The sequence below is a fragment of the Microcella sp. genome, from assembly GCF_046296455.1.
Taxonomy (GTDB): Bacteria; Actinomycetota; Actinomycetes; order Actinomycetales; family Microbacteriaceae; genus Microcella.
This window is the reverse complement of sequence record NZ_JBKBLF010000001.1, coordinates 44,355-70,557: the sequence shown is the minus strand read 5'-3', so window position 1 is coordinate 70,557 and position 26,203 is coordinate 44,355. Positions and strand designations below refer to the sequence as shown.

The 26,203-nt window shown below is 72.1% G+C and carries 26 protein-coding genes; 17 read left to right on the top strand and 9 right to left on the bottom strand.

Annotated elements, in window-relative coordinates; translation table 11 throughout:
- The first annotated feature begins 47 nt into the window (after window positions 1-47).
- From ACK4HH_RS00320 to ACK4HH_RS00310, 3 genes are read left to right on the top strand one after another with little or no spacing between them, the layout of a single operon-like run.
- Window positions 48-1,166 (top strand): adenosine deaminase, encoded by a 1,119-nt coding sequence (locus tag ACK4HH_RS00320; RefSeq protein ID WP_409647065.1) that lies wholly within the window; start codon window positions 48-50, stop codon window positions 1,164-1,166.
- On the top strand, window positions 1,163-1,615 hold the full coding sequence (locus tag ACK4HH_RS00315) for a PTS sugar transporter subunit IIA (RefSeq protein WP_409647062.1): 453 nt from the start codon (window positions 1,163-1,165) through the stop codon (window positions 1,613-1,615). Before ACK4HH_RS00320 ends, ACK4HH_RS00315 begins: the two co-directional genes overlap by 4 nt.
- Window positions 1,612-1,884, top strand: coding sequence for a PTS sugar transporter subunit IIB (locus ACK4HH_RS00310; protein WP_409647059.1), 273 nt, complete (start codon window positions 1,612-1,614; stop codon window positions 1,882-1,884). The genes ACK4HH_RS00315 and ACK4HH_RS00310 overlap by 4 nt, the downstream gene beginning before the upstream one ends.
- A gap of 44 nt (window positions 1,885-1,928) precedes the next feature.
- On the opposite strand, the gene ACK4HH_RS00305 is transcribed toward ACK4HH_RS00310, so the two are convergent.
- The 4 genes from ACK4HH_RS00305 to ACK4HH_RS00290 form a co-directional block, all read right to left on the bottom strand.
- Complete coding sequence (locus ACK4HH_RS00305) at window positions 1,929-2,585, bottom strand: hypothetical protein (protein ID WP_409647057.1); 657 nt, start codon at window positions 2,583-2,585, stop codon at window positions 1,929-1,931.
- Window positions 2,582-3,841, bottom strand: a complete 1,260-nt coding sequence (locus ACK4HH_RS00300) for a hypothetical protein (protein ID WP_409647054.1) — start codon at window positions 3,839-3,841, stop codon at window positions 2,582-2,584. Before ACK4HH_RS00300 ends, ACK4HH_RS00305 begins: the two co-directional genes overlap by 4 nt.
- A gap of 114 nt (window positions 3,842-3,955) precedes the next feature.
- The gene (locus ACK4HH_RS00295; RefSeq protein WP_409647051.1) at window positions 3,956-5,635 is read right to left on the bottom strand and encodes a phospho-sugar mutase; all 1,680 of its coding nucleotides are present in this window, start codon (window positions 5,633-5,635) and stop codon (window positions 3,956-3,958) included.
- Window positions 5,636-5,644: 9 nt separating this feature from the next.
- A complete protein-coding gene (locus ACK4HH_RS00290; protein ID WP_409647048.1) occupies window positions 5,645-6,478 on the bottom strand; it encodes a purine-nucleoside phosphorylase in 834 nt (277 codons plus the stop codon).
- Between the two features lie 80 nt (window positions 6,479-6,558).
- Here ACK4HH_RS00290 and ACK4HH_RS00285 point away from each other — a divergent pair, with 80 nt between their 5' ends.
- Window positions 6,559-7,998 carry an NAD(P)H-quinone dehydrogenase gene (locus tag ACK4HH_RS00285; protein WP_409647046.1) on the top strand — a complete coding sequence of 480 codons (1,440 nt, stop codon included), beginning with the start codon at window positions 6,559-6,561 and terminating at the stop codon, window positions 7,996-7,998.
- Between the two features lie 3 nt (window positions 7,999-8,001).
- On the top strand, window positions 8,002-8,775 hold the full coding sequence (locus ACK4HH_RS00280) for a hypothetical protein (protein ID WP_409647044.1): 774 nt from the start codon (window positions 8,002-8,004) through the stop codon (window positions 8,773-8,775).
- A gap of 17 nt (window positions 8,776-8,792) precedes the next feature.
- On the opposite strand, the gene ACK4HH_RS00275 is transcribed toward ACK4HH_RS00280, so the two are convergent.
- Window positions 8,793-10,568 carry an acetyl/propionyl/methylcrotonyl-CoA carboxylase subunit alpha gene (locus ACK4HH_RS00275; protein ID WP_409647041.1) on the bottom strand — a complete coding sequence of 592 codons (1,776 nt, stop codon included), beginning with the start codon at window positions 10,566-10,568 and terminating at the stop codon, window positions 8,793-8,795.
- 69 nt (window positions 10,569-10,637) lie between these two features.
- Window positions 10,638-11,300: a Maf family protein gene (locus ACK4HH_RS00270; protein WP_409647038.1), complete on the bottom strand. Its 663-nt coding sequence runs from the start codon at window positions 11,298-11,300 to the stop codon at window positions 10,638-10,640.
- A gap of 35 nt (window positions 11,301-11,335) precedes the next feature.
- Between ACK4HH_RS00270 and ACK4HH_RS00265 the strand changes: the two genes are divergently transcribed.
- The 4 genes from ACK4HH_RS00265 (at window position 11,336) to ACK4HH_RS00250 (ending at window position 15,697) form a co-directional block, all read left to right on the top strand.
- Window positions 11,336-12,568, top strand: a complete 1,233-nt coding sequence (locus tag ACK4HH_RS00265; RefSeq protein WP_409647035.1) for a class I SAM-dependent RNA methyltransferase — start codon at window positions 11,336-11,338, stop codon at window positions 12,566-12,568.
- Between the two features lie 147 nt (window positions 12,569-12,715).
- On the top strand, window positions 12,716-13,393 hold the full coding sequence (locus ACK4HH_RS00260; RefSeq protein WP_409647032.1) for a response regulator: 678 nt from the start codon (window positions 12,716-12,718) through the stop codon (window positions 13,391-13,393).
- Window positions 13,380-14,657 (top strand): sensor histidine kinase, encoded by a 1,278-nt coding sequence (locus ACK4HH_RS00255; protein WP_409647029.1) that lies wholly within the window; start codon window positions 13,380-13,382, stop codon window positions 14,655-14,657. The genes ACK4HH_RS00260 and ACK4HH_RS00255 overlap by 14 nt, the downstream gene beginning before the upstream one ends.
- A complete protein-coding gene (locus tag ACK4HH_RS00250) occupies window positions 14,654-15,697 on the top strand; it encodes a hypothetical protein (RefSeq protein WP_409647026.1) in 1,044 nt (347 codons plus the stop codon). The genes ACK4HH_RS00255 and ACK4HH_RS00250 overlap by 4 nt, the downstream gene beginning before the upstream one ends.
- Window positions 15,698-16,099: 402 nt before the next feature.
- Here the strand turns inward: ACK4HH_RS00250 and ACK4HH_RS00245 are convergent, their stop codons facing one another.
- Together ACK4HH_RS00245 and ACK4HH_RS00240 are read right to left on the bottom strand one after the other, a co-directional pair.
- On the bottom strand, window positions 16,100-16,351 hold the full coding sequence (locus ACK4HH_RS00245) for an acyl-CoA carboxylase subunit epsilon (protein WP_409647023.1): 252 nt from the start codon (window positions 16,349-16,351) through the stop codon (window positions 16,100-16,102).
- A complete protein-coding gene (locus ACK4HH_RS00240; RefSeq protein ID WP_409647021.1) occupies window positions 16,348-17,961 on the bottom strand; it encodes an acyl-CoA carboxylase subunit beta in 1,614 nt (537 codons plus the stop codon). Before ACK4HH_RS00240 ends, ACK4HH_RS00245 begins: the two co-directional genes overlap by 4 nt.
- A 178-nt stretch (window positions 17,962-18,139) precedes the next feature.
- On the opposite strand from ACK4HH_RS00240, the gene ACK4HH_RS00235 reads away from it, so the two are divergent.
- Genes ACK4HH_RS00235 through ACK4HH_RS00205 form a run of 7 tightly spaced genes read left to right on the top strand, consistent with a single transcriptional unit; the run spans window position 18,140 to window position 24,557 of the window.
- Window positions 18,140-19,069: a hypothetical protein gene (locus tag ACK4HH_RS00235; protein ID WP_409647018.1), complete on the top strand. Its 930-nt coding sequence runs from the start codon at window positions 18,140-18,142 to the stop codon at window positions 19,067-19,069.
- Window positions 19,066-19,788: a cytidylyltransferase domain-containing protein gene (locus tag ACK4HH_RS00230; RefSeq protein ID WP_409647015.1), complete on the top strand. Its 723-nt coding sequence runs from the start codon at window positions 19,066-19,068 to the stop codon at window positions 19,786-19,788. The genes ACK4HH_RS00235 and ACK4HH_RS00230 overlap by 4 nt, the downstream gene beginning before the upstream one ends.
- A complete protein-coding gene (locus ACK4HH_RS00225; RefSeq protein ID WP_409647013.1) occupies window positions 19,785-20,657 on the top strand; it encodes an N-acetylneuraminate synthase family protein in 873 nt (290 codons plus the stop codon). The genes ACK4HH_RS00230 and ACK4HH_RS00225 overlap by 4 nt, the downstream gene beginning before the upstream one ends.
- Complete coding sequence (locus ACK4HH_RS00220) at window positions 20,654-21,868, top strand: DUF6716 putative glycosyltransferase (protein ID WP_409647011.1); 1,215 nt, start codon at window positions 20,654-20,656, stop codon at window positions 21,866-21,868. The genes ACK4HH_RS00225 and ACK4HH_RS00220 overlap by 4 nt, the downstream gene beginning before the upstream one ends.
- 27 nt (window positions 21,869-21,895) lie before the next feature.
- A complete protein-coding gene (locus ACK4HH_RS00215) occupies window positions 21,896-22,678 on the top strand; it encodes a biotin--[acetyl-CoA-carboxylase] ligase (protein ID WP_409647009.1) in 783 nt (260 codons plus the stop codon).
- 3 nt (window positions 22,679-22,681) lie between these two features.
- On the top strand, window positions 22,682-23,218 hold the full coding sequence (locus ACK4HH_RS00210; protein WP_409647006.1) for a PH domain-containing protein: 537 nt from the start codon (window positions 22,682-22,684) through the stop codon (window positions 23,216-23,218).
- A 46-nt stretch (window positions 23,219-23,264) separates the two neighbouring features.
- The gene (locus tag ACK4HH_RS00205) at window positions 23,265-24,557 is read left to right on the top strand and encodes a UDP-glucose dehydrogenase family protein (RefSeq protein ID WP_409647003.1); all 1,293 of its coding nucleotides are present in this window, start codon (window positions 23,265-23,267) and stop codon (window positions 24,555-24,557) included.
- Here the strand turns inward: ACK4HH_RS00205 and ACK4HH_RS00200 are convergent.
- Window positions 24,543-25,016: a GtrA family protein gene (locus ACK4HH_RS00200; protein ID WP_409647000.1), complete on the bottom strand. Its 474-nt coding sequence runs from the start codon at window positions 25,014-25,016 to the stop codon at window positions 24,543-24,545. The two genes, ACK4HH_RS00205 and ACK4HH_RS00200, sit on opposite strands and share 15 nt — an antisense overlap.
- 82 nt (window positions 25,017-25,098) lie before the next feature.
- Here ACK4HH_RS00200 and ACK4HH_RS00195 point away from each other — a divergent pair, with 82 nt between their 5' ends.
- Window positions 25,099-26,199 (top strand): 5-(carboxyamino)imidazole ribonucleotide synthase, encoded by a 1,101-nt coding sequence (locus ACK4HH_RS00195; protein ID WP_409646997.1) that lies wholly within the window; start codon window positions 25,099-25,101, stop codon window positions 26,197-26,199.
- The last annotated feature ends 4 nt before the right edge of the window (window positions 26,200-26,203 follow it).

Here is a 26,203-nt window from a genome sequence, read left to right as displayed (position 1 = left end):
GGCGCACAGGGGTCACGACTCGGTAACGAACCGGTAGGTTTGAGGGTATGACGACGTCGACTGCGAACCTCCTTCCCGGCACCGATCTGGCGATCGAGTCGCTGCCGAAGGTGTCGCTGCACGACCACCTCGACGGCGGGCTGCGGCCGCAGACGATCATCGAGCTCGCCGAAGCGATCGGCCTCGAGCTGCCGGCGACCGACGCGCCCGCGCTCGGCGCGTGGTTCGCCGAGAAGAGCGACTCGGGCTCGCTCGTCGAGTACCTGAAGACCTTCGATGTCACGACCGCCGTCATGCAGACGCGGGAGGGCCTCGAGCGGGTGGCGCGCGAGTTCGTGCTCGACCTCGCGGCCGACGGTGTCGTGTGGGGCGAGATCCGCTGGGCTCCCGAGCAGCACCTCACCCGCGGGCTGAGCCTCGACGAGACGGTCGAGGCCGTGCAGTCGGGTCTGGATGCGGGGGTCGACGAGGCGCGCGGGGCCGGTCACAGCATCCGCGTCGGTCAGCTCGTCAGCGCCATGCGCCACGCCGATCGCGGACGCGAGATCGCCGAGCTCGCCCTGCGCCACCGCGACCGCGGCGTGGTGGGCTTCGACATCGCGGGCGCCGAGGCGGGTTTTCCGCCCAGCCGCATGCAAGAAGCCTTCGACCTGCTCTCGGCGAGCTTCTTCCCCGCGACGATCCACGCGGGCGAGGCCGACGGCCTCGAGTCGATCCGCGGCGCCCTGCTCGACGGCCGCGCCCTGCGCCTGGGCCACGGCGTGCGCCTGGCCGAAGACATCACGCTGCGCGACGAGGGCGGCGCCACGATCGCCGAGCTCGGCCTGCTCGCCGAATGGGTGAAAGACCGCCAGGTCGCGCTCGAGACGAGCCCGAGCTCGAACCTGCAGACCGGAGCGATCGCGGCATGGGGCGACCAGATGGTCGACCACCCGCTCGACCTCTTCTACCAGCTGGGGTTCCGCGTCACGGTCAACACCGACAACCGCCTGATGAGCGCGACGACGCTCAGCCGCGAGCTGCGCCTCGTCGCCGAGGCCTTCGGCTACGACCTCGACGACCTGCTGGCTCTGCAGCTCAACGCCGCGCAGGCCGCCTTCCTGCCCGTCGAAGACCGCGAGGCGCTCATGGACACGATCATCGACGGCTTCGAGGCCGCGCAATGACGCTGCCCGCCCTCGCCGATCGCGCGATCGTGCTGCAGGCCCGCGCGGCCGACTGGCGCGATGCCGTGCGGCTCGCGGGCGACGCGCTCGTCGACAGCGGGTGCACGACCGCCGAGTACACCGAGGCGATGATCCGCATGGTCGACGACCACGGGCCCTACATCGTCATCGCTCCGGGCCTCGCGCTCGCGCACGCTCGCCCCGGCCCCGAGGTGCGCTGCGACGGCCTCTCGGTCGTGACGCTCGCCGAGCCGGTCGAGTTCGGGCACGCCCACAACGACCCCGTGCGCGTCGTCATCGGTCTCGCGGGCGTGGCGGCCGACGGCCACCTCGAAGCCGTGGCGCAGCTCGCCAACGCCTTCAATGATGCGGCGGCCATCCCGGCGCTCGCCGCGGCGACGACACGGGATGCCGTGCGCACGATCCTCGCGGGCGGCGGCATCGCGTGAAGATCGTCACGATCTGCGGGGCGGGCATCGGCTCGAGCGGCATCCTCAAGGTCAACGCCGAGCGGGTGCTGCAGCGTCTGGGCCTGACGGCGACGGTCGTCGCGGCCGATCTCGCCTCGGTCGACCGCGTGGCCGCCGACGCCCAGGTGATCCTGACGAGCGGCGAGTTCGTCGAGGCCATCGGTCCGACGCGCGCCGACGTCATCGTCATCGACAACTACTTCGACAGTGACGAGCTGGCCGTCAAGCTCGAGGCCGCGATCGGCTGAGCGCCGCTTCGGGTGCGGGATGCCGCGCTCGCGCCAGCCGCGGCTCAGCTCTGCCCGGCCGGCCCGTTCGCACGATCGGCACCACTGCCGCCCGCGCGCATCCACAGGGCCACGGCCACGCCGAGGGCGCTGAGCGGCGCGATGTAGGGCGCGAACGAGAACAGGGCGAGGGCGACGAGCAGGCCCACGCCGCCGGCGACGACCGCGCGACGCCCGGGGCTCACGGCATTCTGCGCGAGCGGCAGCACGGCCGCGGCCGCGAGCGCAGCGGCCACGCCCGTCGTCGCGAGCAGCACCCAGGGCACGAGCGGCCCGAGCGGCAGCAGCACCGAGCCCGGCAGGGCGATGGCCTCGGCGACGAGCGCGAGCGGGCGGATGAGCAGCACGAGGTAGGCGCCCAGCAGGAGCCCGACCGGCTGTGCGCGGCGGCCGATGAGAGCGTGCACCGCGGTGAGCAGCGGCACGAAGCCGAGGAAGGCGAGCACGTTGCCGAGCAGCAAGGCGCGGTCGTTGCTCTCGTACGAGACCAGCTGTTCGAGCCCCTCGACCTGAGAAGTGTCGACTGGCGTAATGAATAGCGTCGGCACGAGGACGACGCCGATGAGCATCATCGCCGTCGCCGTGAGCGCCGCGACGAGGCCCGTGACGCGGCTCGGCGGCCCCGCGAGCCCGTCGAGGGAGGAGGAGGATGAGCCGGTCATGAGCGGGCCTTTCGACGGAGGGCGAGGATGGTCGTCGCGACGGCGACGAAGGCGAGCACGAGCGCTCCGCTCGGCAGCACGACGAGCCACCAGACGATCACGGCGGTGATCGAGAGCATGACGAGCGGGCCGAGGCGCAGGCCCGCCGCTTGCCGCGCCACGAGCCCCGTGATGATGGCGATCGCGAGCGACTGCAGCGCGATCGCGCTCGTGACGACGACGGGAACGGGTGCCGTCGTCATCGCGACCGAGGCGGCGAGGAGCAGGCCGCTCGCGACGGCGAGCGCCTCGCGCAGCGACGTCGCGACGCGCGCGAGCACGGCGACCTGCACGAGTAGCGGCACGGCACCGAGCGAGGCGACCGCGAAGCCCTGCCCGGCCACGAGCAGGCCGGCCTCGGCGGCGGCTGATCCGGCTGTCCAGGCGAGCGCGACCACGATTACCGCGACGACGCCGAGCCAGATGCTGAGGCGGCGCTCGCCCTCCGACCAGGGCCGCTGGGGCCGCGGTGCGCGCGGCAGGGGCGGCATGCCGGGCAGCCCCGACACCCCGATGCCGCGCCCGCCGTCGCCATGCTCGGCGGCGTACGCGGCCTCGAGCTGCTTGCGGAACTCGACCTCGCGCTCGATGCGTGCCCCGCGCACGCGGTCGACGATGCCGAGACCGATCGCCCCGGCCATGACGAGCGCGGGGCTGATGCCGGCGATCATGAACGGCAGCGCGAGCCCCGCTCCGGCGATGCCCGCCCAGACGTGCGCGACCATCGGATCGACGTAGGGCCGGATGAGCACGACCGCCGAGGCCGAGGCGGCCGCCGTCGTGATCGCGACGACCGCACCGACCTGCACGTCGACGATGCCGATGGGGCGCTCCGGCCCGATCGTGAGCAGGGCGAGCACACCGACCGCGGCGATCGCGCTCGCGATCGCCATGACGACGGCCGAGACGGCGGGGGTGCGGGTGAGTCGGTCGAATCCGCGGCGGTTGTAGAGCATCCCGAGGCCGATCGCGCCCAGCACGATCGCGAGTGTCGTCGGCAGCGACTGCAGCGCGGCGACCTGCTGCGCCAGGGCGAGCAGCCGCTCGTCGGGAATGGTCGTCGCGCCGTCGCCGGGCGCCGCGTACGGGTCGGGAATCTGGAACGCGCCCAGCGCGCCCAGCGCCCGACCGGATGCCCAGCTCACGAGCGCCGCGAACCACACCACGACGACCGGGGTCGGCAGCAGCGGCGGGCGCTCGGGCGTCGGGTGCGTCACGCCCTCCACCCTATGCGCGCCCGCACGAGTCGTCTTTTGTTGCATGAGTGCCAGAACGTTCGGCGACTCATGCCACGAACACCACCGTTCGCGGGCGCTCGCGTCGGGGGAACGTCAGACAATGAGGGCGCGCATGCCCGCCTCGAGCGCTGCGACCTCGGCCTCGGCGGCCGCCCGGCGCTCGTCGACCGAGCCCTGCTGCGACGAGGCGTCGATGTAGACCTTGACCTTGGGCTCGGTGCCGCTCGGCCGCACGATGACGCGGGCGCCGCCGCGCATCCAGAACCGCAGGATGTCGCTCGGGGGGAACACCCCGAAGCCGCCGCTGAAGTCGTCGACCTGCTCGACGCGCACGCCCCCGACCTCGCTCGGCGGGTTGTCGCGCAGCGCCGCCATGACCGCGGTGATGCGGCTGAGGTCGGTGACGCGCAGCGAGACCTGCGCGCTCGCGAAGGCGCCGAAGCGCTCGTCGAAGTCGCGCTGGTGCTGCTCGAGCGTGCGTCCCGCGGCCTTGAGCTCGCCCGCGAGCGCGAGAAAGTCGACGGCGGCCGAGATGCCGTCTTTATCGCGCACCTTCTCGGGGTCGACGAGATAGCCGAGCGCTTCTTCGTAGCCGTAGCCGAGGCCGCCGACGCGCGAGATGTACTTGAAGCCCGTGAGGGTGTCGCTGTAGCTGATGCCGTACGCGGCAGCGACGGCCGAGAGCGCGGGCGACGAGACGAGGGATGCCGCGAACTTCGCCTGCCGCTCCTCGCGCTGCAGGCGCTGCGCGGCCCGCCACCCCAGCAGCGCCCCCACGGCGTTGCCACTGAGCCGCCGCCAGCCCTCGGGGGCGGCGGCGTCGGGTATCGCGACGGCGAGCCGGTCGGCGTCGGGGTCGTTGGCGATGATGAGCTCGGCGCTCGCGGCCCGCGCGGTCGCGAACGCGAGATCCATCGCGCCCGGCTCCTCCGGGTTCGGGAACGCCACGGTCGGGAAGGCCCCGTCGGGGGCGATCTGCTCGGTGACCACGGTCGGCTCGCCGAGACCCGCGTCGCGGAAGACGCGCTGCGCGACCTCCCACCCGACGCCGTGCATCGCCGTGTAGACGAACGACACCGGCTCGAGCACGGCCGACTCAGGCGTGTGCGGCACGAGGGCGGCGGTGCGGTCGATGTAGGCGTCGATGACGGACTCGTCGGCGGTCTCGTAGGCGGTCGAGCGAGGCAGCTCGGGCACCGTCGCCGTGTCGGCGACCGCGAGAATCGCCGCGTGGATCGCCTCGTCGGCCGGCGCGACGATCTGCGAGCCGCCGTCGCGGCCGCCCAGGTAGACCTTGTAGCCGTTGTCGCGCGGCGGGTTGTGGCTCGCCGTCACCATGACGCCCGCGCTGAGTTCGAGCTCGCGCACCGCGAAGGCCAGCACGGGCGTCGGCAGGGCGCGCGGCAGCAGCACGACGCGCACGCCCGCGCCCGCCATGAGCTCGGCCGAGTCGCGCGCGAACACGTCGCTGTTGACGCGGCCGTCGTAGCCGATGACCACGCTCGCGTTCTCGTCGCGCGCGAGCAGCCAGCGGGCGAATCCGGTCGCCGCCTGCGAGACGAGCACGCGGTTCATGCGGTTCGAGCCCGCGCCGAGCTCACCCCGCAGCCCCGCGGTGCCGAACGTGAGGCGGGTGTCGAAGCGGTCGCGCAGGGCATCCATCGCCGCCACATCGCCGCCCTCGGCGGCTGGGATGAGCGCCTCGAGCTCGGCGCGCGTGACGGGGTCGGGGTCCTGCTCGAGCCATGACTTGGCGAGATCGAGAGTCGTCATGCGTGCCCCCTAGAGTTCGGCGACGATGCGGGCGAGCAGCGCGCTGATGACCGGCTCGGCGTCTTTGCCGGCCTGGATGACCTCGCCGTGGCTCAGCGGTTCGGGCGAGATGCCCGCCGCGAGGTTGGTGATGAGCGAGAGGCCCAGCACCTCCATGCCGGCCTGGCGGGCCGCGATGGCCTCGAGCGCGGTCGACATGCCGACGATGTGGCCGCCCATGGTCTTCGCCATCTGCACCTCGGCCGGGGTCTCGTAGTGCGGACCCCGGAACTGCACGTACACGCCCTCGTCGAGGCTCGGGTCGACCGTGTGCGCGAGGTCGCGCAGGCGCTGCGAGTACAGATCGGTGAGGTCGATGAAGGTCGCGCCCTCGAGCGGCGAGTTCGCCGTGAGGTTCAGGTGGTCGCTGATGAGCACGGGGGTGCCGGGGGTCCAGTGGTCTTTGATGCCGCCCGCGCCGTTGGTGAGGATCATGATGGATGCCCCGGCCGCGGCGGCCGTGCGCACCGAGTGCACCACCCGCCGCACGCCGTGGTTCTCGTAGTAGTGGGTGCGGGCGCCGATGACGAGGGCGCGCTTGCCGCTCGGCAGCAGGATCGAGCGCAGCGTGCCGACGTGCCCCTCGAGCGCGGGCTTGCTGAAGCCCGCGATCTCGGTGGCGGCGATGGTGTGCGTCGTCTCGCCGATGAGGTCGGCGGCCTTGGCCCAGCCCGACCCGAGGGTGAGGGCGATGTCGTGGCGCTCGACGCCGGTCGCCTCGGCGAGCTGCGCGGCGGCCTGGGCCGCGATCGCGAAGGGGTCGGCGTGGGCGTCGTCGAGAGGGTTCACAGCAGTGTGGCTCATGACCGCCAGCCTACTGAGCGGGCTGTGCTCGCGGAGCGGCAGCGGGGCGCGCACTCGCGCGCGCTGACAGAATGGAACCCATGACCACCCTCTTCGACCGCCAACACCGCATCGCTGTTCTCGGGGGCGGGCCCGGTGGCTACGAGGCGGCGCTCGCCGGGGCCCAGCTCGGCGCCGACGTCACCCTCGTCGAGCGCGTCGGCGTGGGCGGCTCGGCCGTGCTCACCGACGTCGTGCCCTCCAAGACGCTCATCGCCACCGCCGAGGCCGCGGGCGCCATCCGCGGCGCGGGCGACCTCGGCGTGCAGTTCTTCGCGCGCGGCGAGAGCGGTCGGGCCGTCAAGCCCGAGGTGGCCGTCAACCTCGCCCAGGTCAACAAGCGCCTGCTGCGCCTCGCGCAAGAGCAGAGCGACGACATGCGCGAGCAGCTGCTCGAGGCGGGCGTGCGCATCATCGCGGGCGACGGGCGCCTCGACGGCCCCAACCGCATCGTCGTCGCCGCGGGGCACGGAAAGAAGCGCACCGACTTCGATCAGTGCGACGCCGACACCGTCATCGTCGCCGTGGGCGCGTCGCCGCGCGAACTGCCCACCGCGAAGCCCGACGGCACGCGCATCCTCACTTGGACCCAGCTCTACGGCCTCAGCGATGTGCCCGACCACCTCATCGTCGTCGGCTCGGGCGTCACGGGTGCCGAGTTCGCCTCGGCCTACCGCGCGCTGGGCGCGCAGGTCACCCTCATCTCGAGCCGCGACCAGGTGCTGCCGGGTGAGGATGCGGATGCCGCGCAGCTCATCGAGCAGGTGTTCCGCCGTAACGGCATGACCCTGCTCGCGAAGAGCCGCGCCGACTCGGTCGTCAACACGGGCGACGGCGTGACGGTCACCCTGAGCGACGGCACGGTCATCGAGGGCTCGCACTGCCTCATGGCGGTGGGCTCGATCCCGAACACGGCGGGCATCGGGCTCGAGGAGGCCGGGGTGCAGCTCACGGCCTCCGGCCACATCGCGGTCAACAAGGTGGCGCGCACCTCGATGCCGAGCGTGTACGCGGTCGGCGACTGCAGCGACTCGCTGCCCCTCGCATCCGTCGCCTCGATGCAGGGCCGCACGGCGGTCTACCACGCCATGGGCGATGCCGTGACGCCCATTCGCCTGCGCAACGTCACCTCGAACATCTTCACGGCCCCCGAGATCGCCACGGTGGGCTTCTCGCAGAAGCAGATCGAAGACGGCGAGACGCGCGGCATCGTGCACAAGCTCATGCTCGAGACGAACGCGCGCGCGAAGATGCAGGGTGTCACCGACGGCTTCATCAAGCTCTTCGCGGCCAAGACCTCGGGCACGGTCATCGGCGGCGTCGTCGTGGCCCCCCGGGCCTCTGAGCTCATCCTGCCGATCGCTCTCGCCATCGAGCACCGCCTGACGGTCGACCAGCTCGCTCGGGCCTACTCGGTGTACCCCTCGCTCTCGGGCGGCATCACGGATGCCGCGCGCGCGATGCACGTGCCCCGCGACTAGCCCGTGCCGCCCGCCGCGATCCCGCCGCAGCCGCCCGCGGCGGCCGACCCGCTCGTGCTCGTGATCGCGCGCCGGAGGGTGCTGCGGCTGCTCGTCGGCGCCATCGCCGTCGTGCTGCTCGCGCACGCGGTGCGGTCGGCGCTCGTGCTCTCGTGGCCGCCCCCGCGCGGGTTCGCGCAGACCGAGCTGCTGCGCATCCTCGACATTGGCGGCGAGGCGGCGATCGGCACCTGGCTGACGATCGGCATGATGCTCGGCGTCGTCGTGGTCGCGGGGGTCATCGCTCTCGCCGAGCGGCGGGCCGGCTCGGTGCAGTGGCGCGGATGGGTCGGGGTCGCGATCGTGTTCGGCTACGCCTCGATCGACGAGCAGCTGCAACTGCACGAGTCCCTCGTGCTGCCGATGCGCGGGCTGCTCGGCATCACGAGCGGCCCGCTGTGGCTCGCGTGGGTCGTGCCCGCGCTCGTGCTCGTCGCGGTGCTGGCCCTGGTCTTCGCGCCGTTCGCCGCCCGCCTGCCGCGCCGCACCCGCACCGGCGTGGTCGTTGCGATCGGCCTGTGGCTGGCCGGCGCGATCGGGGTCGAGATGCTCGACGCCGCGACGTTCCCCTGGCGCGAGGCGATGGAGCCCGTGCGGTCGCACCTCGTCAGCGCCGGGCTCGTGGCGCTCGAAGAGACCATGGAGATGCTCGGCGTCGCGCTGCTGCTGCACGCCCTGCTCGGGCACGTTCGCGACCACGCCCCGGCATCAGCCGGAGCGCGCCTCGTCGTGCGCTGACGGCCGAGAGGCCCGGCTCAGTCGACGATGCTGAGCAGCACGTGGCCCGACGACACCGTCTCGCCGACGGCCGCGCCGATGCCGGTGACGACGCCGTCTTTGTGCGCGGTCATGGGCTGCTCCATCTTCATGGCCTCGAGCACGACCACGAGATCGCCCGCCACGACCTTGTCGCCCTCGGCGACGGCGAGCTTGACGACCGTGGCCTGCATGGGGCTCTTGACGGCATCGCCCGAGGCCCCGGCGGCCACGGCCGAGCCCGAGCGGCGCTTGGGCGCTGCGGCGAGCGCCGTTGACGCGCGCGAGGTGGATGCGGGCACGAGCGTCTCGGGCAGCGAGACTTCGAGGCGCTTGCCGGCGACCTCGACGACCACGGTGTGGCGCGGCGCGGGCTCGGCGAGGGGCTCGGCGAGCGAGCCGCTCCACGGCTCGAGCTGGTTGTCGAACTCGGTCTCGATCCAGCGCGTGTAAACCGTGAACGGCGCGCCGTCGGCGGGGGCGAACGCCGGGTCGTCGACGATCGCGCGGTGGAACGGCAGCACGGTCGGCAGCCCGGCGACCTCGAACTCGGCGAGGGCGCGGCGCGAGCGCTCGAGGGCGTCGTCGCGCGTCTTGCCCGTGACGATGAGCTTCGCGAGCAGCGAATCGAACGCGCCCGAGATGACGTCGCCCGTCGTGACGCCCGAGTCGACGCGCACGCCGGGGCCGCCGGGAAAGCGCAGGGCGTGCACGGGGCCGGGCATGGGCATGAAGTTCAGCCCCGGGTCTTCGCCGTTGATGCGGAACTCGAACGAGTGGCCGTGGGCGACGGGGTCGTCGTAGCCGAGCGGCTCGCCCTCGGCGAGGCGGAACTGCTCGCGCACGAGGTCGATGCCCGTGACCTCCTCCGAGACGGGGTGCTCGACCTGCAGGCGCGTGTTGACCTCGAGGAACGACACCGTGCCATCGGCGCCGATGAGAAACTCGCACGTGCCGGCGCCGAGGTAGCCGACCTCTTTCAGGATGGCCTTTGACGACCGGTAGAGCAGCTCGGTCTGCTCGTCGGTCAAGAACGGCGCGGGCGCCTCTTCGACGAGCTTCTGGTGGCGGCGCTGCAGCGAGCAGTCGCGCGTCGAGATGACGACGACATTGCCGTGCGCATCGGCGAGGCACTGGGTCTCGACGTGGCGCGGCTTGTCGAGGTACTTCTCGACGAAGCACTCGCCGCGGCCGAAGGCGGCGATGGCCTCGCGCGTGGCCGAGTCGAACAGCTCGGGGATCTCGTCGCGGGTGCGCGCGACCTTGAGGCCGCGCCCGCCGCCGCCGAACGCGGCCTTGATCGCAACGGGCAGCCCGTGCTCATCGACGAAGGCGAGCACCTCGTCGGCTCCGCTGACGGGGTTGAGGGTGCCGGGAGCGAGGGGGGCACCGACCTTCTCGGCGATGTGCCGGGCGCTGACCTTGTCGCCGAGCTTCTCGATCGCATCCGGAGACGGCCCGACCCAGGTGAGGCCGGCGTCGATGACGGCGCGTGCGAAGTCGGCGTTCTCGGCGAGGAAGCCGTAGCCGGGGTGCACCGCGTCGGCTCCGGCCCGGCGGGCGATGCTGAGCAGCTTGTCGATGACGAGGTAGGTCTCGGCGCTCGTCGTGCCGTGCAGGGCGTAGGCCTCGTCGGCGAGGCGCACGTGCCGGGCATCCCGATCCTGGTCGGCGTAGACGGCCACCGTGGCGATGCCCGAATCACGGGCGGCGCGGATGACGCGGACGGCGATCTCGCCACGGTTGGCGATGAGGATCTTTGTGATGCGGGCCATGGTTCCCCAGCCTAGGGGTGCGCGCGGCACCGGTGTTTGGCGCAGGCCCACAAAAGGGGTGCGGATCGCTTAGCGGTTCCAGAGATCGGTCCAGCGCCCGCCGAGCTCGTGCACGAGCTTGCGCAGCAGCGGCACCGAGAGGCCCACGACCGTGTGCGGGTCGCCCTCGATGCGGTCGATGAAGCCCGCGCCCTTCGAGTCGATCGTGAACGCCCCGGCCACCTTCAGGGGTTCACCGGTGGCGATGTAGGCGTCGATCTCGGCGGTCTCGATGTCGTCGGCGAAGTGCACCGTGGCGCGGGATGCTCGCCCGACGGCGCCGTTGACCCGACCTCCCCGGTGATCGATGAGCCAGTGGCCCGAGTGCAGCACCCCGCTGCGGCCGCGCTGGGCGAGCCACCGCTCACGAGCGATCGCCGGCTCGTGCGGCTTGCCGTACACGGTGCCGTCGAGCTCGAAGGCCGAGTCGCCGCCGAGGATGAAGCCGTCGACCTCGTGCGGCGCGAGCCCCGCGTCGGCGAGCACCGCCGCGTCGAGCCCCGCCTCGGCCTTGAGGCGGGCGAGCAGCTGCACCATCTCGGCGGCCGGCAGGCGGCCCTCGGGATGCGCGGCCGCGGCCGCATCCACTGCCCGCTCTTCATCGACCCCCGGCGCGAACGCGACCGGCTCGATGCCGACCGCCCGCAGCGTCGCGAGCCGGGCCGGAGACGTCGAGGCGAGGTAGAGGCGCACGGCTCGATGCTACGGGCCGCACCTAGGCTGAGGGCATGGGAGAGCACATCGGCAGCATCATCGAACTCACGGTCGACAAGATCGCGCACGGCGGCATCGCCGTCGGTCGGCTCGACGGCCGGGTGGTGTTCGTGAGCGATGCGATCCCGGGCGAGACGGTTCGGGCGCGCGTGAGCGACGACCGCAAGAAGAGCTTCTGGCGCGCCGATGCCGTCGAGGTGCTGCAGGCGAGCGAGCACCGGCGCGAGCACGTCTGGTCGGCCGCCGCGATCGACCGCGACCCCCGCGGCCGCGCCGGCGGCGCCGAGTTCGGCCACATCGCCCTCGCGCACCAGCGCGAGCTCAAGCGCCAGGTGCTCGCCGAGTCGCTGCAGCGCATGGCCGGCATCGAGAGCGACGTCGTCGTCGAGCCGCTGCCGGGCGACCCGGCCGTCAACGGCCTCGGCTGGCGCACGCGCATCCGCCTGCACGTCGACGACCAGGGCCGGCTCGGACCGATGGCTTCGCGCTCGCACTCGGTGATCCCGGTGCAGGATGTTCCGCTCGCCACCGCCGCCGTGCAGGCCGCGACGCCCTTCGCCGAGCGGTTCCTCGGCCTCGGCACCCTCGATGTCATCGCGCCCACGACGAGCGACCCGCGCCTGGTCATCGGCGAGCAGAAGCCCACCGTCATCCGCGAGCTCGTCGGGGATCGCGAGTTCCAGCTCGACGACACGGGGTTCTGGCAGGTTCACCGCGCGGCGCCCGTCGCGCTCACGCGCGCCGTGCACGAGGCCATCGACCCGGCGCTGTTCGACCCGCGTGCCGAGAACCTCGACCTCTACGGCGGGGTCGGGCTGCTCGCCGCGGCCGTGGCCGACCGCTTCGGCCCCGACACCCGCATCACGAGCGTCGAGTCCGACGAGCGCGCGACCGACCACGCGAGCGAGAACCTCGCCGAATGGCTCGGCGCCTCGGCCGAGACGGGCCGGGTCGACCGCTGGCTGCGCGAGCTCGACGCGGGCGCCTCGGCGGCCGACCGCGACCGGCTGGCCGCGGCGACGATCGTGCTCGACCCGCCGCGCTCGGGGGCCGGGTCCGACGTCATGACCGTGCTCGGCCGGCTCGCGCCCGCGCAGCTCGTGTACGTGGCGTGCGACCCGGTCGCGCTCGCTCGGGATGTCGCCCTCGCCGCCGAGGCCGGCTACCGGCTGGCGCGCATCCGGGCCTTCGATCTCTTTCCCCACACGCACCACGTCGAAGCCGTCGCGACCCTGATGCGAGGGTGACTCAGCAGCGGGATTCCGCGGCTCATCGGGCGATTCCCGGCGCGCCCTGACCCCCGTGCGGGGTGCAAGCGCGGCTAGCATGAGAGGCGCGACCGGCACCGCCGTGCCTCGCTCTCCCGAACGTCGAAGGGTGTGGGTTCTGCTCTCGTGGTTGCTCCGGTGAACAAGCAGGTGCGCGTCGCAGTGGTCGACGATCACGAGTCGGTGCGGCTGGGGCTGCAGGCGGCCTTCACGAACGCAGGGTTCGACGTCGTCTCGACGTCGGCGAGCGTGCCCGAGCTCGTCGAGGCGCTTGATGGCCGAGAGATCGACGTCGTCGTGCTCGACCTCTCGCTCGGCGACGGCTCGAGCGTCACCGAGAACGTCAAGGCCGTGCAGGCGACCGGTTCGGCCGTGCTCGTGCACTCGATCGCCGACCGGGTCGCGAGCGTGCGCGAGGCGCTCGCCGCGGGTGCTGCTGGCGTCATTCCGAAGTCGTCGGCGACGAGCACCGTCATCGCCGCCGCCGAGACCGTCGCGCGCGGCGAGGTGCTCAACAACCTCGAGTGGGCGAGCGCGATCGACGCCGACCGCGACTTCGCCAAGGCGCAGCTCGGTCGTCGCGAGCGCGAGATCTTGCACTTGTACGCGAGCGGCCTGCCGCTCAAGCTCGCCGCGCAGCAGCTCGGCATCGGGTACTCGACGGCCCGCGAGTACCTCGACCGCATCCGCGCCAAGTACGTCGAGGTCGGTCGCCCCGCCCCCACCAAGGTCGACCTGCTGCGCAGGGCCGTCGAAGACGGGATCCTGCCGGGGCTCGATCCGGACGGTGATGAGTCGGCCTGAGGCGCTCGCCGCGGCCCCCGCCACGGGCAAGCCGCAGCGCAGCCCGCTGAGCCGCAAGCGCGTCGACACCGTCATCTCGCGCTCGGTCGCCTGGTTCGGCATCGTCTTCGGGTTGCAGGCGGTTCCCGGTCTGCTCAGCCAGTACTCGCTCGGGCAGCCCCTGTGGTCGGCCATGGCGGTGGCGGCGATCTACGGCTCTCTGCTCGTCGCGCTGCTGTGCTCGACCATCAAACGGTGGGTCGGGCCCTCGCACCTGCTCGTCTCGGGGGTCTACGTCGTCGCCCTGCTGACCTGGCCCTTCTTCCTCGCCGACCCCGCCGTGCCGCAGCAGGGCGACCACTGGCTCTACCAGCTGACGACCGTGGCGACCGCGACGGCGGCGATCGGTCTTCGCGTGCGCGGTGCCCTCGCCTACCTCATCGTGGTGCCGCTCATCTACGGCATCATCCGCGCGACCCCGCAGGGCGGCGGCGGTCCGTGGGAGCTCGGACTGTTCAACGCCATCTACGCGATCATCCTCGGCGGCGCCGTGCTCGTCATCGTCACGATGACGCGGTCGGCGGCCACCTCGGTCGATGAGGCCCAGGGGGCCGCGCTCGACCGCTACGCGCGCGCCGTGCGGCAGCACGCGACCGAGGTCGAGCGCGTGCACGTCGACTCGATCGTGCACGACAGCGTTCTCACGACCCTGCTCTCGGCAGCGCGCGCCGAGACGCCCGAGCAGCAGCAGCTCGCCGCGCACATGGCGTCGAACGCCATGCGTCACTTGCGTGAGGCCGCGCTCGTCTCGCCCGACGACGGCACGACCGTGCGGTTTCGGCAGCTCGCCGACCGAATCGTCACGGCGGCGCGCCAGATGCAGGCGCCGTTCACGGTGCGCGTGCGCTCGCTCGACACGCGCGTCATCCCCTCGGCGCAGGCCGAGGCGCTCTACTCGGCGGCGGTGCAGGCCATGATGAACAGCGTGCAGCACGCCGGGCCCGCTGAGGTGCGCCGCTGGCTCAAGGTCTCGGGCGTGCACGGCGGGGCCGTCGAGATCGAGGTGGGCGACGCGGGAGCGGGCTTCGACTCCGAGCATCTGCCCGAGGGACGCCTGGGCGTGCGCCGGTCGATCGTCGAGCGCACCGCCAATGCGGGCGGGCACGCCGAGGTGCGGTCGGCACCAGGCAAGGGCACCGTCGTGGTTCTTTTGTGGCCGGTGTTCACCCCCGGCGACGATCTCGACGACATCGAGCCCCTCGAGCGCGAAGGGATCGGCGCATGAGAATCGGGGTTCCCCGCGCCCTCATCGTCACGATGGCGGCGATCTTCGCGGCGTATCACATCGTTCTCGGGCTCTACACGATCGATATCCCCGCCGACCCCGTCCCCGTCCTCGCCGCCATGGCGCTCTACGCCACAGCGGTCACGATCAGCATGCTGCCGGGCCAGCCCGAGCGCATGTCGACCTGGATGGCGATCGGCAACGTCGTGGCGTGCGCGGCGATCACGCTGCTGGTGGCCTCGCAGCTCGACCCCGCGCGGCCCGGCGGGCTGAGCTACTCGACCTGGTACGTCGCGGCCGTCGGTACGCTCATGACGATCACCTCGACCCGCCGCCGGCACCTCTACGCGTGGATCGGCACCGGAGTGCTCGTCGTGCACACGATCGTCTGGGGCGGCCCCGGACTGCTGCTCGGCATCGGCGTGGTCGGCAGCATCTCGTGGGTCGCCGTCTCGCACATCCTCTCGCGAGCTCTCGCCAAGGCCTCGCGCGACGCCGCCCGCTTCGCGCGTGCTGAGCGCGAGGCCACCGACTGGCAGGCCGCGCAAGAGGCGCACCTCTACGAGCGGCAGTTCCGCCTGGGGCAGACGGGCACGACCGCGGTGCCCATGCTGCGCATCATCGAGGAGTCGAACGGCGAGCTCACCGACGAGCAGCGTCAAGAGTGCCTGCACCTCGAGGGCGCTATTCGCGACGAGATCCGCGGGCGTCGCCTGCTCGACGATGTCGTGCGCCGCGAGGTCATGGCCGCGCGCCGCCGAGGCGTGCTCGTGAGCCTGTTCGACGAGGGCGGGCTCGACGAGCTCGACGATGACTCGCTGCGCCGCGTGCTGACGACACTCGCTGACGCCATCCGCACGACGAGCGCGACGCGCGTGGTCGCGCGCACGGCACCGCCCGATTCCGAGGTCGCGGTGACGGTCGTCGGCCTCACGCCCTCGGGCGACGGCCGCGCGCGCGACCTCGGCCAGTCCGACGACGACGAAGACGACTCGGTCGACCTCTGGCTCGAGATCCCCCGGACCGCGGGGCGGGCTTAACGATCGAAGGGCCGGAGTACCCAGCTCCGGCCCTTCGCAACGTATCGAGGTAGGCCTACAACCCGAATGTTGACCTACCTCGCCCCCCAATCACAGAACCGCTACCCGTGCGGTTGTGGTGATCGGTGGTGAGCTCGTGAAGAGCATCACCTGACATCAGCAATACTGCCCCGCGAGCCCCGGATGCGCAGTCATCATTTTGGGGGACTACGGGGGACAGAGTTCGTACCCCGTTGCGGCAAAAACCCTGGATTTCCGCGGGTGTAGCGGCCCCCCTTGACGATTTCCAGGGTACATTCCCCCCGAAAGGGGGGATTTCTGGGACCGTGCACGGACTTCGGCCATGGAATCCGCAGCGATGTGCTTCGGATTCCGTCGTCGTGGAGACGACTTTCGCGCGTTTCAGCAGCCGCGCTGCCCCGACGTGTCGGCCCAGGCGCCCGGTCCGGGGGCGAGCGGGGTACGCAGGGCGCGCGCTCCGCGGCTCCAGCGGTCGACGGGCGGCTCGATGAGCTCCGCGCCACGGGCGGCACGCTCGGCGAGCACGGCGACGATCACGGAGTGCGCCGCGGCGAGCTCTTCGTCGGTGGGGCTGCCTGCCACGACGCGCATCGTGGGCGCCGCATCCATCGCCGCGGGGGTGGACTCGTTCACAGCGGGATGTTTCCGTGCTTCTTCGGCGGCAGGCTCGCGCGCTTGGTCTTGAGCGCCCGCAAGGCCTTGATGACGGCGACGCGCGTGGCCGCGGGCTCGATGATGCCGTCGAGCTCGCCGCGCTCGGCCGCCAGGAACGGGCTCGCCACGTTGTAGGTGTACTCGTTCGCGAGCCGCGTGCGCACGGCCGCGACGTCTTCGCCCGCCGCTTCGGCCGCCTTGATCTGATCGCGGTACAGGATGTTCACCGCGCCCTGCCCGCCCATGACGGCGATCTCGGCCGTGGGCCAGGCGAGGTTCATGTCGGCGCCGAGCTGCTTCGAGCCCATGACGATGTACGCGCCGCCGTAGGCCTTACGCGTGATGACGGTGACGAGCGGCACGGTCGCCTCGGCGTAGGCGTAGAGCAGCTTGGCGCCGCGGCGGATCACGCCCGTCCACTCCTGATCGGTGCCGGGCAGGTAGCCGGGAACATCGACGAGCGTCAGGATCGGGATCGAGAACGCGTCGCAGAAGCGCACGAAACGCGCGGCCTTCTCGCCGGCGTCGATATTGAGCGTGCCGGCCATGGCGTTGGGCTGGTTGGCGATGACGCCGACGCTGCGGCCCTCGACGCGCGCGAAGCCGATGACGATGTTGGGCGCGAAGAGCGGCTGCACCTCGAGGAACGAGCCTTCGTCGACGACGTGGTCGATGATGCCGACGACGTCGTACGGCTGGTTCGGGCTGTCGGGGATCATGCTGTTGAGCCGGCGGTCGTCGTCGGTGATCTCGAGCTCAGCCTCGGCCGCGTACTGCGGCAGCTCGGCGAGGTTGTTGTCGGGCAGGTAGCTCAGCAGGGCCCGTGCGAAGTCGAAGGCGTCGTGCTCGTCGCTCGCCAGGTAGTGCGAGACGCCCGAGGTGCGGTTGTGGGTCAGCGCGCCGCCCAGCTCTTCCATGCCGACGTCTTCGCCCGTGACGGTCTTGATGACGTCGGGGCCGGTCACGAACATCTGGCTTGTCTTGTCGACCATGATGACGAAGTCGGTGAGGGCGGGCGAGTACACGGCGCCGCCCGCGGCCGGGCCGCAGATGATCGAGATCTGGGGGATCACGCCGCTCGCGGCCGTGTTGCGGCGAAAGATCTCGCCGTACTTGCCGAGGGCCACGACGCCCTCCTGGATGCGCGCTCCACCTGAGTCGAGGATGCCGATGATCGGCACCCCGGTCTTGAGCGCGAGCTCCATGACCTTGATGATCTTCTCGCCAGCCACCTCGCCCAGCGAGCCGCCGAAAATCGTGAAGTCTTGGCTGTAGACGGCCACCTGGCGACCGTGGATGGTGCCCGTGCCCGTCACGACCGCGTCGCCATAGGGCCGCTTGGCCTCCATGCCGAAGGCGTGGGTGCGGTGCCGCACGAACTCGTCGATCTCGACGAAGCTGCCGTGGTCGAGCAGCGTGTCGATGCGCTCGCGCGCCGTCATCTTGCCTTTGGCGTGCTGCTTCTCGATCGCGGCCTCACCGCTCGCGGTCACGGCTTCGTGGTACCGGATCTTGAGGTCGGCGATCTTGCCGGCCGTCGTCGAGAGGTCGGGGGCGGCGGGGGTGGTCGCGGGGGCGTCGTCGGTCACCGGTTCAGCCTATCGACCGCACGACCCGGGGGACCGTTGGAGATCATGCACAAGAATCGCGGCCCCGGCTGTCGACTCTGCCGCCTGAGGGCGATGCGACGTTCGCTCATCGGCAAACCGCTGTGCACCTGCTGTTGGTTCGTGATTCGTACCGTCGAGGCGAGAACGAGGGAGAGCCGTGGCATCGATGACGGCAGCGTGGGTCGAGTCGCCGCTGCAGCTGCTCGGCGCCCTCGAGCACGCTCACGCGACCGGCGATGAGCTCGCGGTCGTGCCGCGCAGCGGCGATGCGCAGCTCGAGCGCACGGCGGCGCACCTCGCCGACCGACGGGCGTTCGGCACGGGTGACGCCCACATCGCCCTCGATCGGCGCGTCATGCCGGCACGCCTTTTTCGTGCGGGCGGCGACTGGCTCATCGGCGATGCCTATTCGGGCCAGGTGCAGTGGCGTCTCGAGCGTGCCGAGCCGCAGACGGTGACGCTCGTCGACGACGGGGCCATTACCCGCAGGCTCGCCCAGCAGCTGCAGGCTGCCGAACCCTTGCTTCGCCCGAACCCGCCGCGCGCCGGGAGCGCACTGCGGCGGGAGCTGGCCGCGCGCACGACGCGGCTGCTCCGCCGGCTCGCACGCGAGGGGCGACTCCGGGTGACCACGTTCCTCGCACCGAGCGACCCGGCAGTGGTGGCACTACGGGATCTCGGGGCCATCATCACGTGCCATCGCTTCGACGCCACTCGTCAGAAGGGGCTGCGCGCCCAGCAGGTGCCGGATGGTGCGCGCATCGTGCTCGGGTCGGCCGCTGTCGCCGACCGCCTCGTCGATCCGCAGCGCGAGATCGGCCGACTGCGAGCGCTCGCCCGCGAGAGCGCGATCGCCTACCTGCCGCACCGGCGCGAGCCGCAGTGGTTTCTTGCCGCGCTGCAGCGCGAGCCTGAGATGCTCGTCGTGCCCGCCGCGCTGCCGATCGAGCTGGCCCTTGCCGGTACGCCGCGCGCACTGCACATCATCGCCCCGATCTCGACGGCGGCCGAGACGCTTCCCGTCGTGCTGCGCGGCACGGGGTCGATCGTGCTCCTGCAGCCCCCGGTGCCGGAGCGTGCTCGATGACGGGCCCGGCGATCGCGATCATCCCGGCCCGCGGCGGCTCGGTCGGCATCCCGCGCAAGAACCTGCAGCTGGTCGGTGGCGCGTCGCTCGTCGCGCGGGCTGTTCGCAGCGCGCGGGATGCGCTGAGCATCCAGCGCGTCGTCGTCACGACTGATGACCCCGCGATCGCCGACGAGGCCCGGCGGGCGGGGGCCTTCGTGATCGACCGCCCCGCCGAGCTCGCGACCTCGACGTCGACGAGCGAGTCCGCGCTGCTGCACGCCCTCTCGGTTCTCGATGTCGTCGCCCCGGTCGTGGTGTTCGTGCAGGCGACCTCACCCTTCATCGACCCCGCCGATCTCGATGCCGCCGTGCAGCGCGTGCGCGACGGCGAGGCTGACGTCGTGTTCTCGGCGGTCGCGACGCCGGTGTTCCTCTGGGGCCCGGGCGCCGTCAGCTGGGTGGGGCTCAATCACGATGCCGGGGTGCGGCCTCGGCGTCAGGACCTGCCGCCGCAAGCGGCCGAGACCGGGGCCTTCTACGCGATGCGCACCGATGGCTTTCTCGCCGCACGGCACCGCTTCTTCGGCCGTATCGAGCCCCAGCTCGTCGACGAGAGCTTCGCCATCGACATCGACACCCCCGTCGAGCTCGAGATCGCTCGAGCGCTCAGCGCGCTGCACCACGACCCGCGCGACCGCGCGACCCTGCCCCCGACCTCAGAGGACATCCCCACATGACTGTCACCATCGGCACCCGCACCATCGGCGATTCGGCCCCCGTCTACGTCATCGGCGAGATCGGGCTCAACCACAACGGCGATGTCGACCTCGCCCTGCGCCTCATCGACGTCGCCGCCGAGGCGGGCGCCGACGCGGTCAAGTTTCAGAAGCGCACCCCCGAGATCGCGACACCCGAGCACATGCGCGACACGCTGCGCGAGACGCCCTGGGGAACCATGACGTACCTCGAGTATCGCCACCGCGTGGAGTTCGACGCCCAGCAGTACGCGCAGATCGGCGCCTACGCCGCCGCTCGCGGCCTCGACTGGTTCGCCTCGCCGTGGGACGTGCCGAGCGTCGAGGTGCTCGAGGGCCTCGACGTCGTCGCCCACAAGATCGCCTCGGCCTCGGTCACCGACATCGAGCTGCTCGAGCGCGTGGCGCTCACCGGCAAGCCGGTCATCCTGTCGACCGGCATGTCGACGCTCGACGAGATCGACCGCGCGGTCGATGTGCTCGGCGCCGAGCGGCTCGTGATGCTGCACGCGACCTCGACCTACCCGATGCCCGCCGACGAGGCCAACCTGCGCACGATTGACACCCTGCGGGACCGCTACCGCGGGGTGCCCATCGGCTACTCGGGTCACGAGCGGGGACTGCAGATCAGTCTCGCCGCGGTGGCGCTCGGAGCCCGGGTCGTCGAGCGCCACATCACCCTCGACCGCACGATGTGGGGGTCTGATCACGCCGCATCGCTCGAGCCGCAGGGCTTCGAGCACCTCGTGCGCGACATCCGCATCATCGAGACCGCCCTCGGTGACGGCGTCAAGCGCGTCTTTCCCGGCGAGCTGGCGCCCAAGGCGAAGCTGCGTCGCGTCCTCGCGTGATCGTCGTCGCCCTCGTCGATTCCGACTCGTACCTCAAATGGGGCGCGGCGACCCTCGACCGTGTCGTGCCGGATGCCGATCGCCGTCTCGTGATCGTCGCCAACCCGGTCATGCCGAGCGCCGCACAGCGTCGTGCCGCGGTCGCGACGACCTCGTGGTCGGGCGCCGACGTGCCGGTAATGACGGTGGATGCGGCCGTCGCACACGTGCGCGAGGTCGAGCCCGACGCCGTGCTCGTCGCCATGCGGGGCCCGATGGCCGCGCTCGTGCTCGCGATGCTGACCGAGCTGCCGCGGCGCCCTGTGCTCTGGTCGGGCATCCCGGGCATCGCCCTGCCCGCTCGACGCAAGGCGCTCGTCTACCGCGCCCAGGCCGATCTCATGGTCGTGCACAGTCATCACGAGCGACGGGATTTCGCCGAGCTCGATCGCCTCGCGGGGCTCGACCACCGGTTCGCGCTCTCGACGTTGCCGTTCCTCGACCGACGTGCCTCGACGGGTGACGATGTCGTGCTCGCCGCGCAGGCGCTCGTGCCGATCACGCGGGCGTCGCGCGCTTCGCTCGTCGCGCGGTTCGTCGAGGCCGCGCGGCGCGACCCCGAACGCCGATTCGTGCTCAAGGTGCGGGCGCTCGCAGGAGAGCGCCAGACCCACGACGAGCGGTGGCCGCTCGACGGGCTGCTCGCGGCCGTCGGCGACGTGCCCGCCAACGTGGTCGTGCGTTCCGGGCCGATGGGCGACGTGCTCGACCGAGCCGGAGCCCTCGTCTCGGTGAGCTCGACGGCGCTCATCGAGGCGGTCGCGCGGGGCATCCCCGCCCTCGCGATCGATGACGACGGTGTCGACGACGCGCTGCTCAACACGATCTTTCGGGGCAGCGGGCTGCTCGGGTCGACCGCCGAGCTCGTGGCCGGCCGCTTCCGTCACGCCGATGCGGCGTGGGCGGCCGACAACTACCTGCACGATCCGCAGCAGGACGACGCGCTGGGGCACCTCGAAGCCCTGCGACGCGCGCGCGACGCCGGTGAGCTCGCGAACCGGGCACCCGCGCGATCGACGCGGGGCGGTGCTCTGCGCCGCGCGTGGGACCGCCGGACGGCGCTCGGCCGGCACGACGGCTCGGCGCTCGGCGCGGTCGCGCTCGTCATCGGATCGCCGCTACGCGCGGGGGTCCGCCTGACCGCGCGGTGGCGATCGAACGCACGGCGCTGAGCCGCGCGCACCTCGTAGGCTGGCCCGATGCAGTTGCCCCTGAGTCGCGCCATCAGTCCCGCGCTCGACTGGCGCGACCGGTGCTCGTCGACGAACACCGAGCTCGTCGCGCGCGCCGCCGAGCTGCCCGACCTCGCGGTCATCGCCACCACCGACCAGACGGCCGGGCGCGGGCGCCTCGGCCGCGACTGGTCGGCCCCGCCCGGCTCGGCGCTCGCGATCTCGATGCTCGTTCGGCTCGAGGCCGTGCCCGACCCGCGACGCTGGGGCTGGCTGCCGCTCGTCGCGGGCGTGGCCGTCGTGCGCGCGGTGCGGTCGCTCGGGGTCGAGGGCGCGGGGCTCAAGTGGCCGAACGACGTACTCGTCGACGACGCGCACGGCCTGCCGCGCAAGCTCAGCGGAATCCTCACCGAGCTCGCGCCGGAGGGGGTCGTGATCGGCGCCGGGCTGAACCTCTCGATGACGCACGACGAGCTTCCGGTGGCGACCGCGACATCCCTCGCCCTGCAGGGCGTGCCGGTCGACGGCGACCTTGCCGATCGTGCGCTCGCCGCCACCCTGCGCGAACTGCGGGCGATCGTCGCGCAGTGGCGCTCGGCGGGGTCGCCCGCCGAGCTGCGCGCCATCGTCGAGCCCGAGCTGCGCACGATCGGCCGAGCGGTGCGCATCGATCGGCCCGGACTCGACCCCCTGCTGGGCACCGCGCTGGGGCTCGACGACGACGGTCGGTTGCGCGTCCGCCCGCTCGGCGAGGGCGACGAGATCATCGCCGTGGCGGCGGGCGATGTGACGCATCTGCGGTATGAATAGGGCATGACGGGGGAGGCACGGGTTCCGGAGCGGGCGATCGCGCGCCTGCGCCCCCACGCTCGAGCCCTCGTCGTGCCCGCGATCGCGCTGATCGTGATCGTCGGTGCCGCCTCGTACGGAGCCTTCGCCCTCGACGAGACGTGGCAGGTGCTCGCGGTGCTGCTCGGCGCCGTCGTGGCCGCCGGGCTGCTCTGGGTACTGCCGCTGCTGCGCTGGCTCAGCACGCAGTACCTCATCACGACGCGGCGCATCGTGCTGCGGCGCGGCCTGCTCGTTCGCACGCGACAAGAGGTACTGCTGAGCCGCAGCTTCGACGTTTCGCTGCGCCGCTCGGGGCTGCAGTCGGCCTTCCGCTCGGGCGACGTGCTCGTCAACACCGGCCTCGACCGGCCGGTCGTGCTGCGCGACCTGCCGCGCGCCGACCTCGTGCTGCGCGCGCTGGGCGATGTCATGGAGGCGAGCACGACGTCGATCACGACCGTGCGCCGACCGGTCGACGCGACCGACCCGGCGACGCGCCGCACCCGCACCGGGCGCTGACGCTCGGGCGACCACGCGCATCCACCCGTCGCATTAGGCTCGGGGGGTGCGAATCTCAGTCATCGGTTGCGGGTATCTCGGGGCGGTGCACGCGGCGTGCATGGCCGAACTCGGGCACGACGTCGTCGGCATCGACGTCGACGCCGCGAAGATCGCCGAGCTCGCGGCGGGGCGCTCGCCGTTCTTCGAGCCCGGCCGCGACGAACAGCGCGACGCCGAGCACGGCCGCTTGCGGGTCTCGACCGACCACGCCGAGATCGAGCAGGCGCGCGTGCACTTCATCGCCGTCGGTACCCCGCAGGTGGCCGGCGGGCACGCGGCCGATCTGCGGTACGTCGACGCGGCCGTGACGGCGCTGCTGCCGCACATCGGGCCCGGCCACCTCGTCGTGGGCAAGTCGACCGTTCCCGTCGGCACGGCCGCGCGCCTCGCCGAGCTCGTCGAGCCGACCGGCGCGCAGCTGGTCTGGAACCCCGAGTTCTTGCGCGAGGGCTTCGCCGTGAGCGACACCCTCTCGCCCGACCGGCTCGTCTACGGCGTGCGCCCGGGCGACGACCGCGCCACCGAGGTGCTCGACCTCGTCTACGCGCGACCGCTCGAAGCGGGCACGCCGCGCATCGTCACCGACTACGCCACCGCCGAGCTCGTCAAGGTCTCGGCCAACGCCTTTCTCGCCACCAAGATCTCGTTCATCAACGCCATGGCCGAGATCGCCGAGGTGACGGGTGCCGACATCACGACGCTCGCCGACGCGATCGGCTTCGACGCGCGCATCGGCCGCCGGTTCTTGAACGCCGGTGTGGGATTCGGCGGGGGATGCCTGCCGAAAGACATCCGCGCCTTCCAGGCGCGCGCCGCCGAGCTCGGGGTCGGGCAGGCCCTCGACTTTCTCGACGACGTCGACCAGATCAACCTGCGCCGTCGCCAACGCGTCGTCGACCTGCTCGAGCAGCACCTCGATGGGCTGAGCGGCCGCACGGTCGCCGTGCTCGGGTTGGCCTTCAAGCCCGACTCCGACGACGTGCGCGACTCACCCGCCCTCGACATCGCGCAGCGCGTGGCGGCGCTCGGCGCCGCCGTACAGGCCACCGACCCCGAGGCGGTCGAGACCGCGCGCCGTTCGCAGCCGCAGCTCGACTACCGCTCGTCGATCGACGACGCGCTGACGGGTGCCGATGCGATCGTGGTTCTCACCGAGTGGCGCCAGTTTCGCGAGCTCGACCCCGCGGTCGTCGCGCAGCGCACCACGGCGCGCCTCGTGATCGACGGCCGCAACTGCCTCGATCCGGGCGCGTGGCGCCAGGCGGGCTTCACCTACGTGGGGCTAGGCCGACCCTAGCTCGGCCGCGCCGGGGGCCTCGGCCGCCGCGGGGGTGCGCCGGGGGTGGAACACCCACGAGCGGTAGAGCGCGAAGCGGAACGCGCTGCCGAGCGCGAGCCCGACGACGTTCGAGGCGATGTTGTCGGCGAGCAGGCTCGTGAACCCGAAGCCGTAACGCGACAGGGCGAGGCAGCCCACGGCGATGAGCATGCCGCCCAGGCTCACGATCGCGAACTCGACGGCTTCGCGCGCGGCCGGCCGCCGTCGCTCGAGCCGGAAGGTCCAGTACCGGCTGCCGAGCCAGTTGACGGCGATCGCGACCGAGGTCGAGACGATCTTGGCGATGATGGGCCCCTCGGCGATGACACCCGGGTCGAGCACCGTTACGCGCAGCAGGTTGAACAGCGCCACATCGACCACGAGGCCGACGAGTCCCACGGTGCCGAAGCGGGCGAGCTGCGGAAGAAGGGCGGGCATCTCACCTCGTCGCGGGAGGCCGACCTGCTCGCGGTCGGCCAGAATAGACAGGAATCGTCCGCCAGTCTATTGAGGAGCATCCATGGCCGTCGTCGGCGTCATCGGAGGGGGCCAGCTCGCGCGCATGATGATTCCCGCGGCCGTCGCGCTCGGAGTCGAGCTGCGCGTGCTCGCCGAGGCGCCGGACGCCTCGGCGCGGCTCGCGGCCACCGTCGTCGGCGACTACCGCGACACGGCCACCGTGCTCGCGTTCGCCGAGGGCTGCGATGCGATCACGTTCGATCACGAGCACGTGCCGCAAGAGGTGCTTCGGGCGCTCACCGCCGCGGGGGCCGCCGTGCGGCCCGGTGCGGATGCCCTGCTCTACGCGCAAGACAAGCTCGCGATGCGCGAGCGCCTGGCCGGCCTCGGCGTGCCGCAGCCCGACTGGGCCCGCGTCGAGACCGCCGAGGCCCTGGGCGGATTCCTCGCCGATCACGGCGGCCGCGCCGTCGTGAAGACGCCGCGCGGCGGCTACGACGGCAAGGGTGTGCGCGTCGTCGACGATGCGCACGCCGCCGACGACTGGCTCGCGGCGGGCCCCGTGCTCGTCGAGGAGCTCGTGCGCTTCGAGCGCGAGCTCGCGCAGCTGATCGCGCGCCGGCCGAGCGGCGAGGCCGTGCCGTGGCCGCTCGTCGAGACGGTGCAGCGCGGCGGCGTCTGCGCCGAGGTCATCGCCCCCGCGCCGCAGGCGACCGACGCCGTCGAGCGCGCCGCCGCCGAGATCGCCACGACCGTCGCGCACGGGCTCGGCGTGACGGGCGTGCTCGCGGTCGAGCTCTTTCAGGCGACCGACGGGCGCGTTCTCGTCAACGAGCTGGCCATGCGCCCGCACAACAGCGGGCATGTGACGATCGAGGGCTCGACGACGAGCCAGTTCGAGCAGCACCTGCGCGCGGTGCTCGACTGGCCCCTCGGCAGCACGGCGCCCCGCGCACCGTGGGGCGTCATGATCAACGTCTTCGGCAGCCTGCCCGACGCCCAGATCGCCGCGGCCCTCGGGCATCAGCCCGACGCCAAGGTGCACGCCTACGGCAAGGGTGCGCGCGCGGGCCGCAAGGCCGGGCACGTCACGGTCATCGGCGACGATCTCGACGACACCGTCTATCGTGCGCGCGCCGCGGCCAGCCACTTCGACGCCTGAGTCC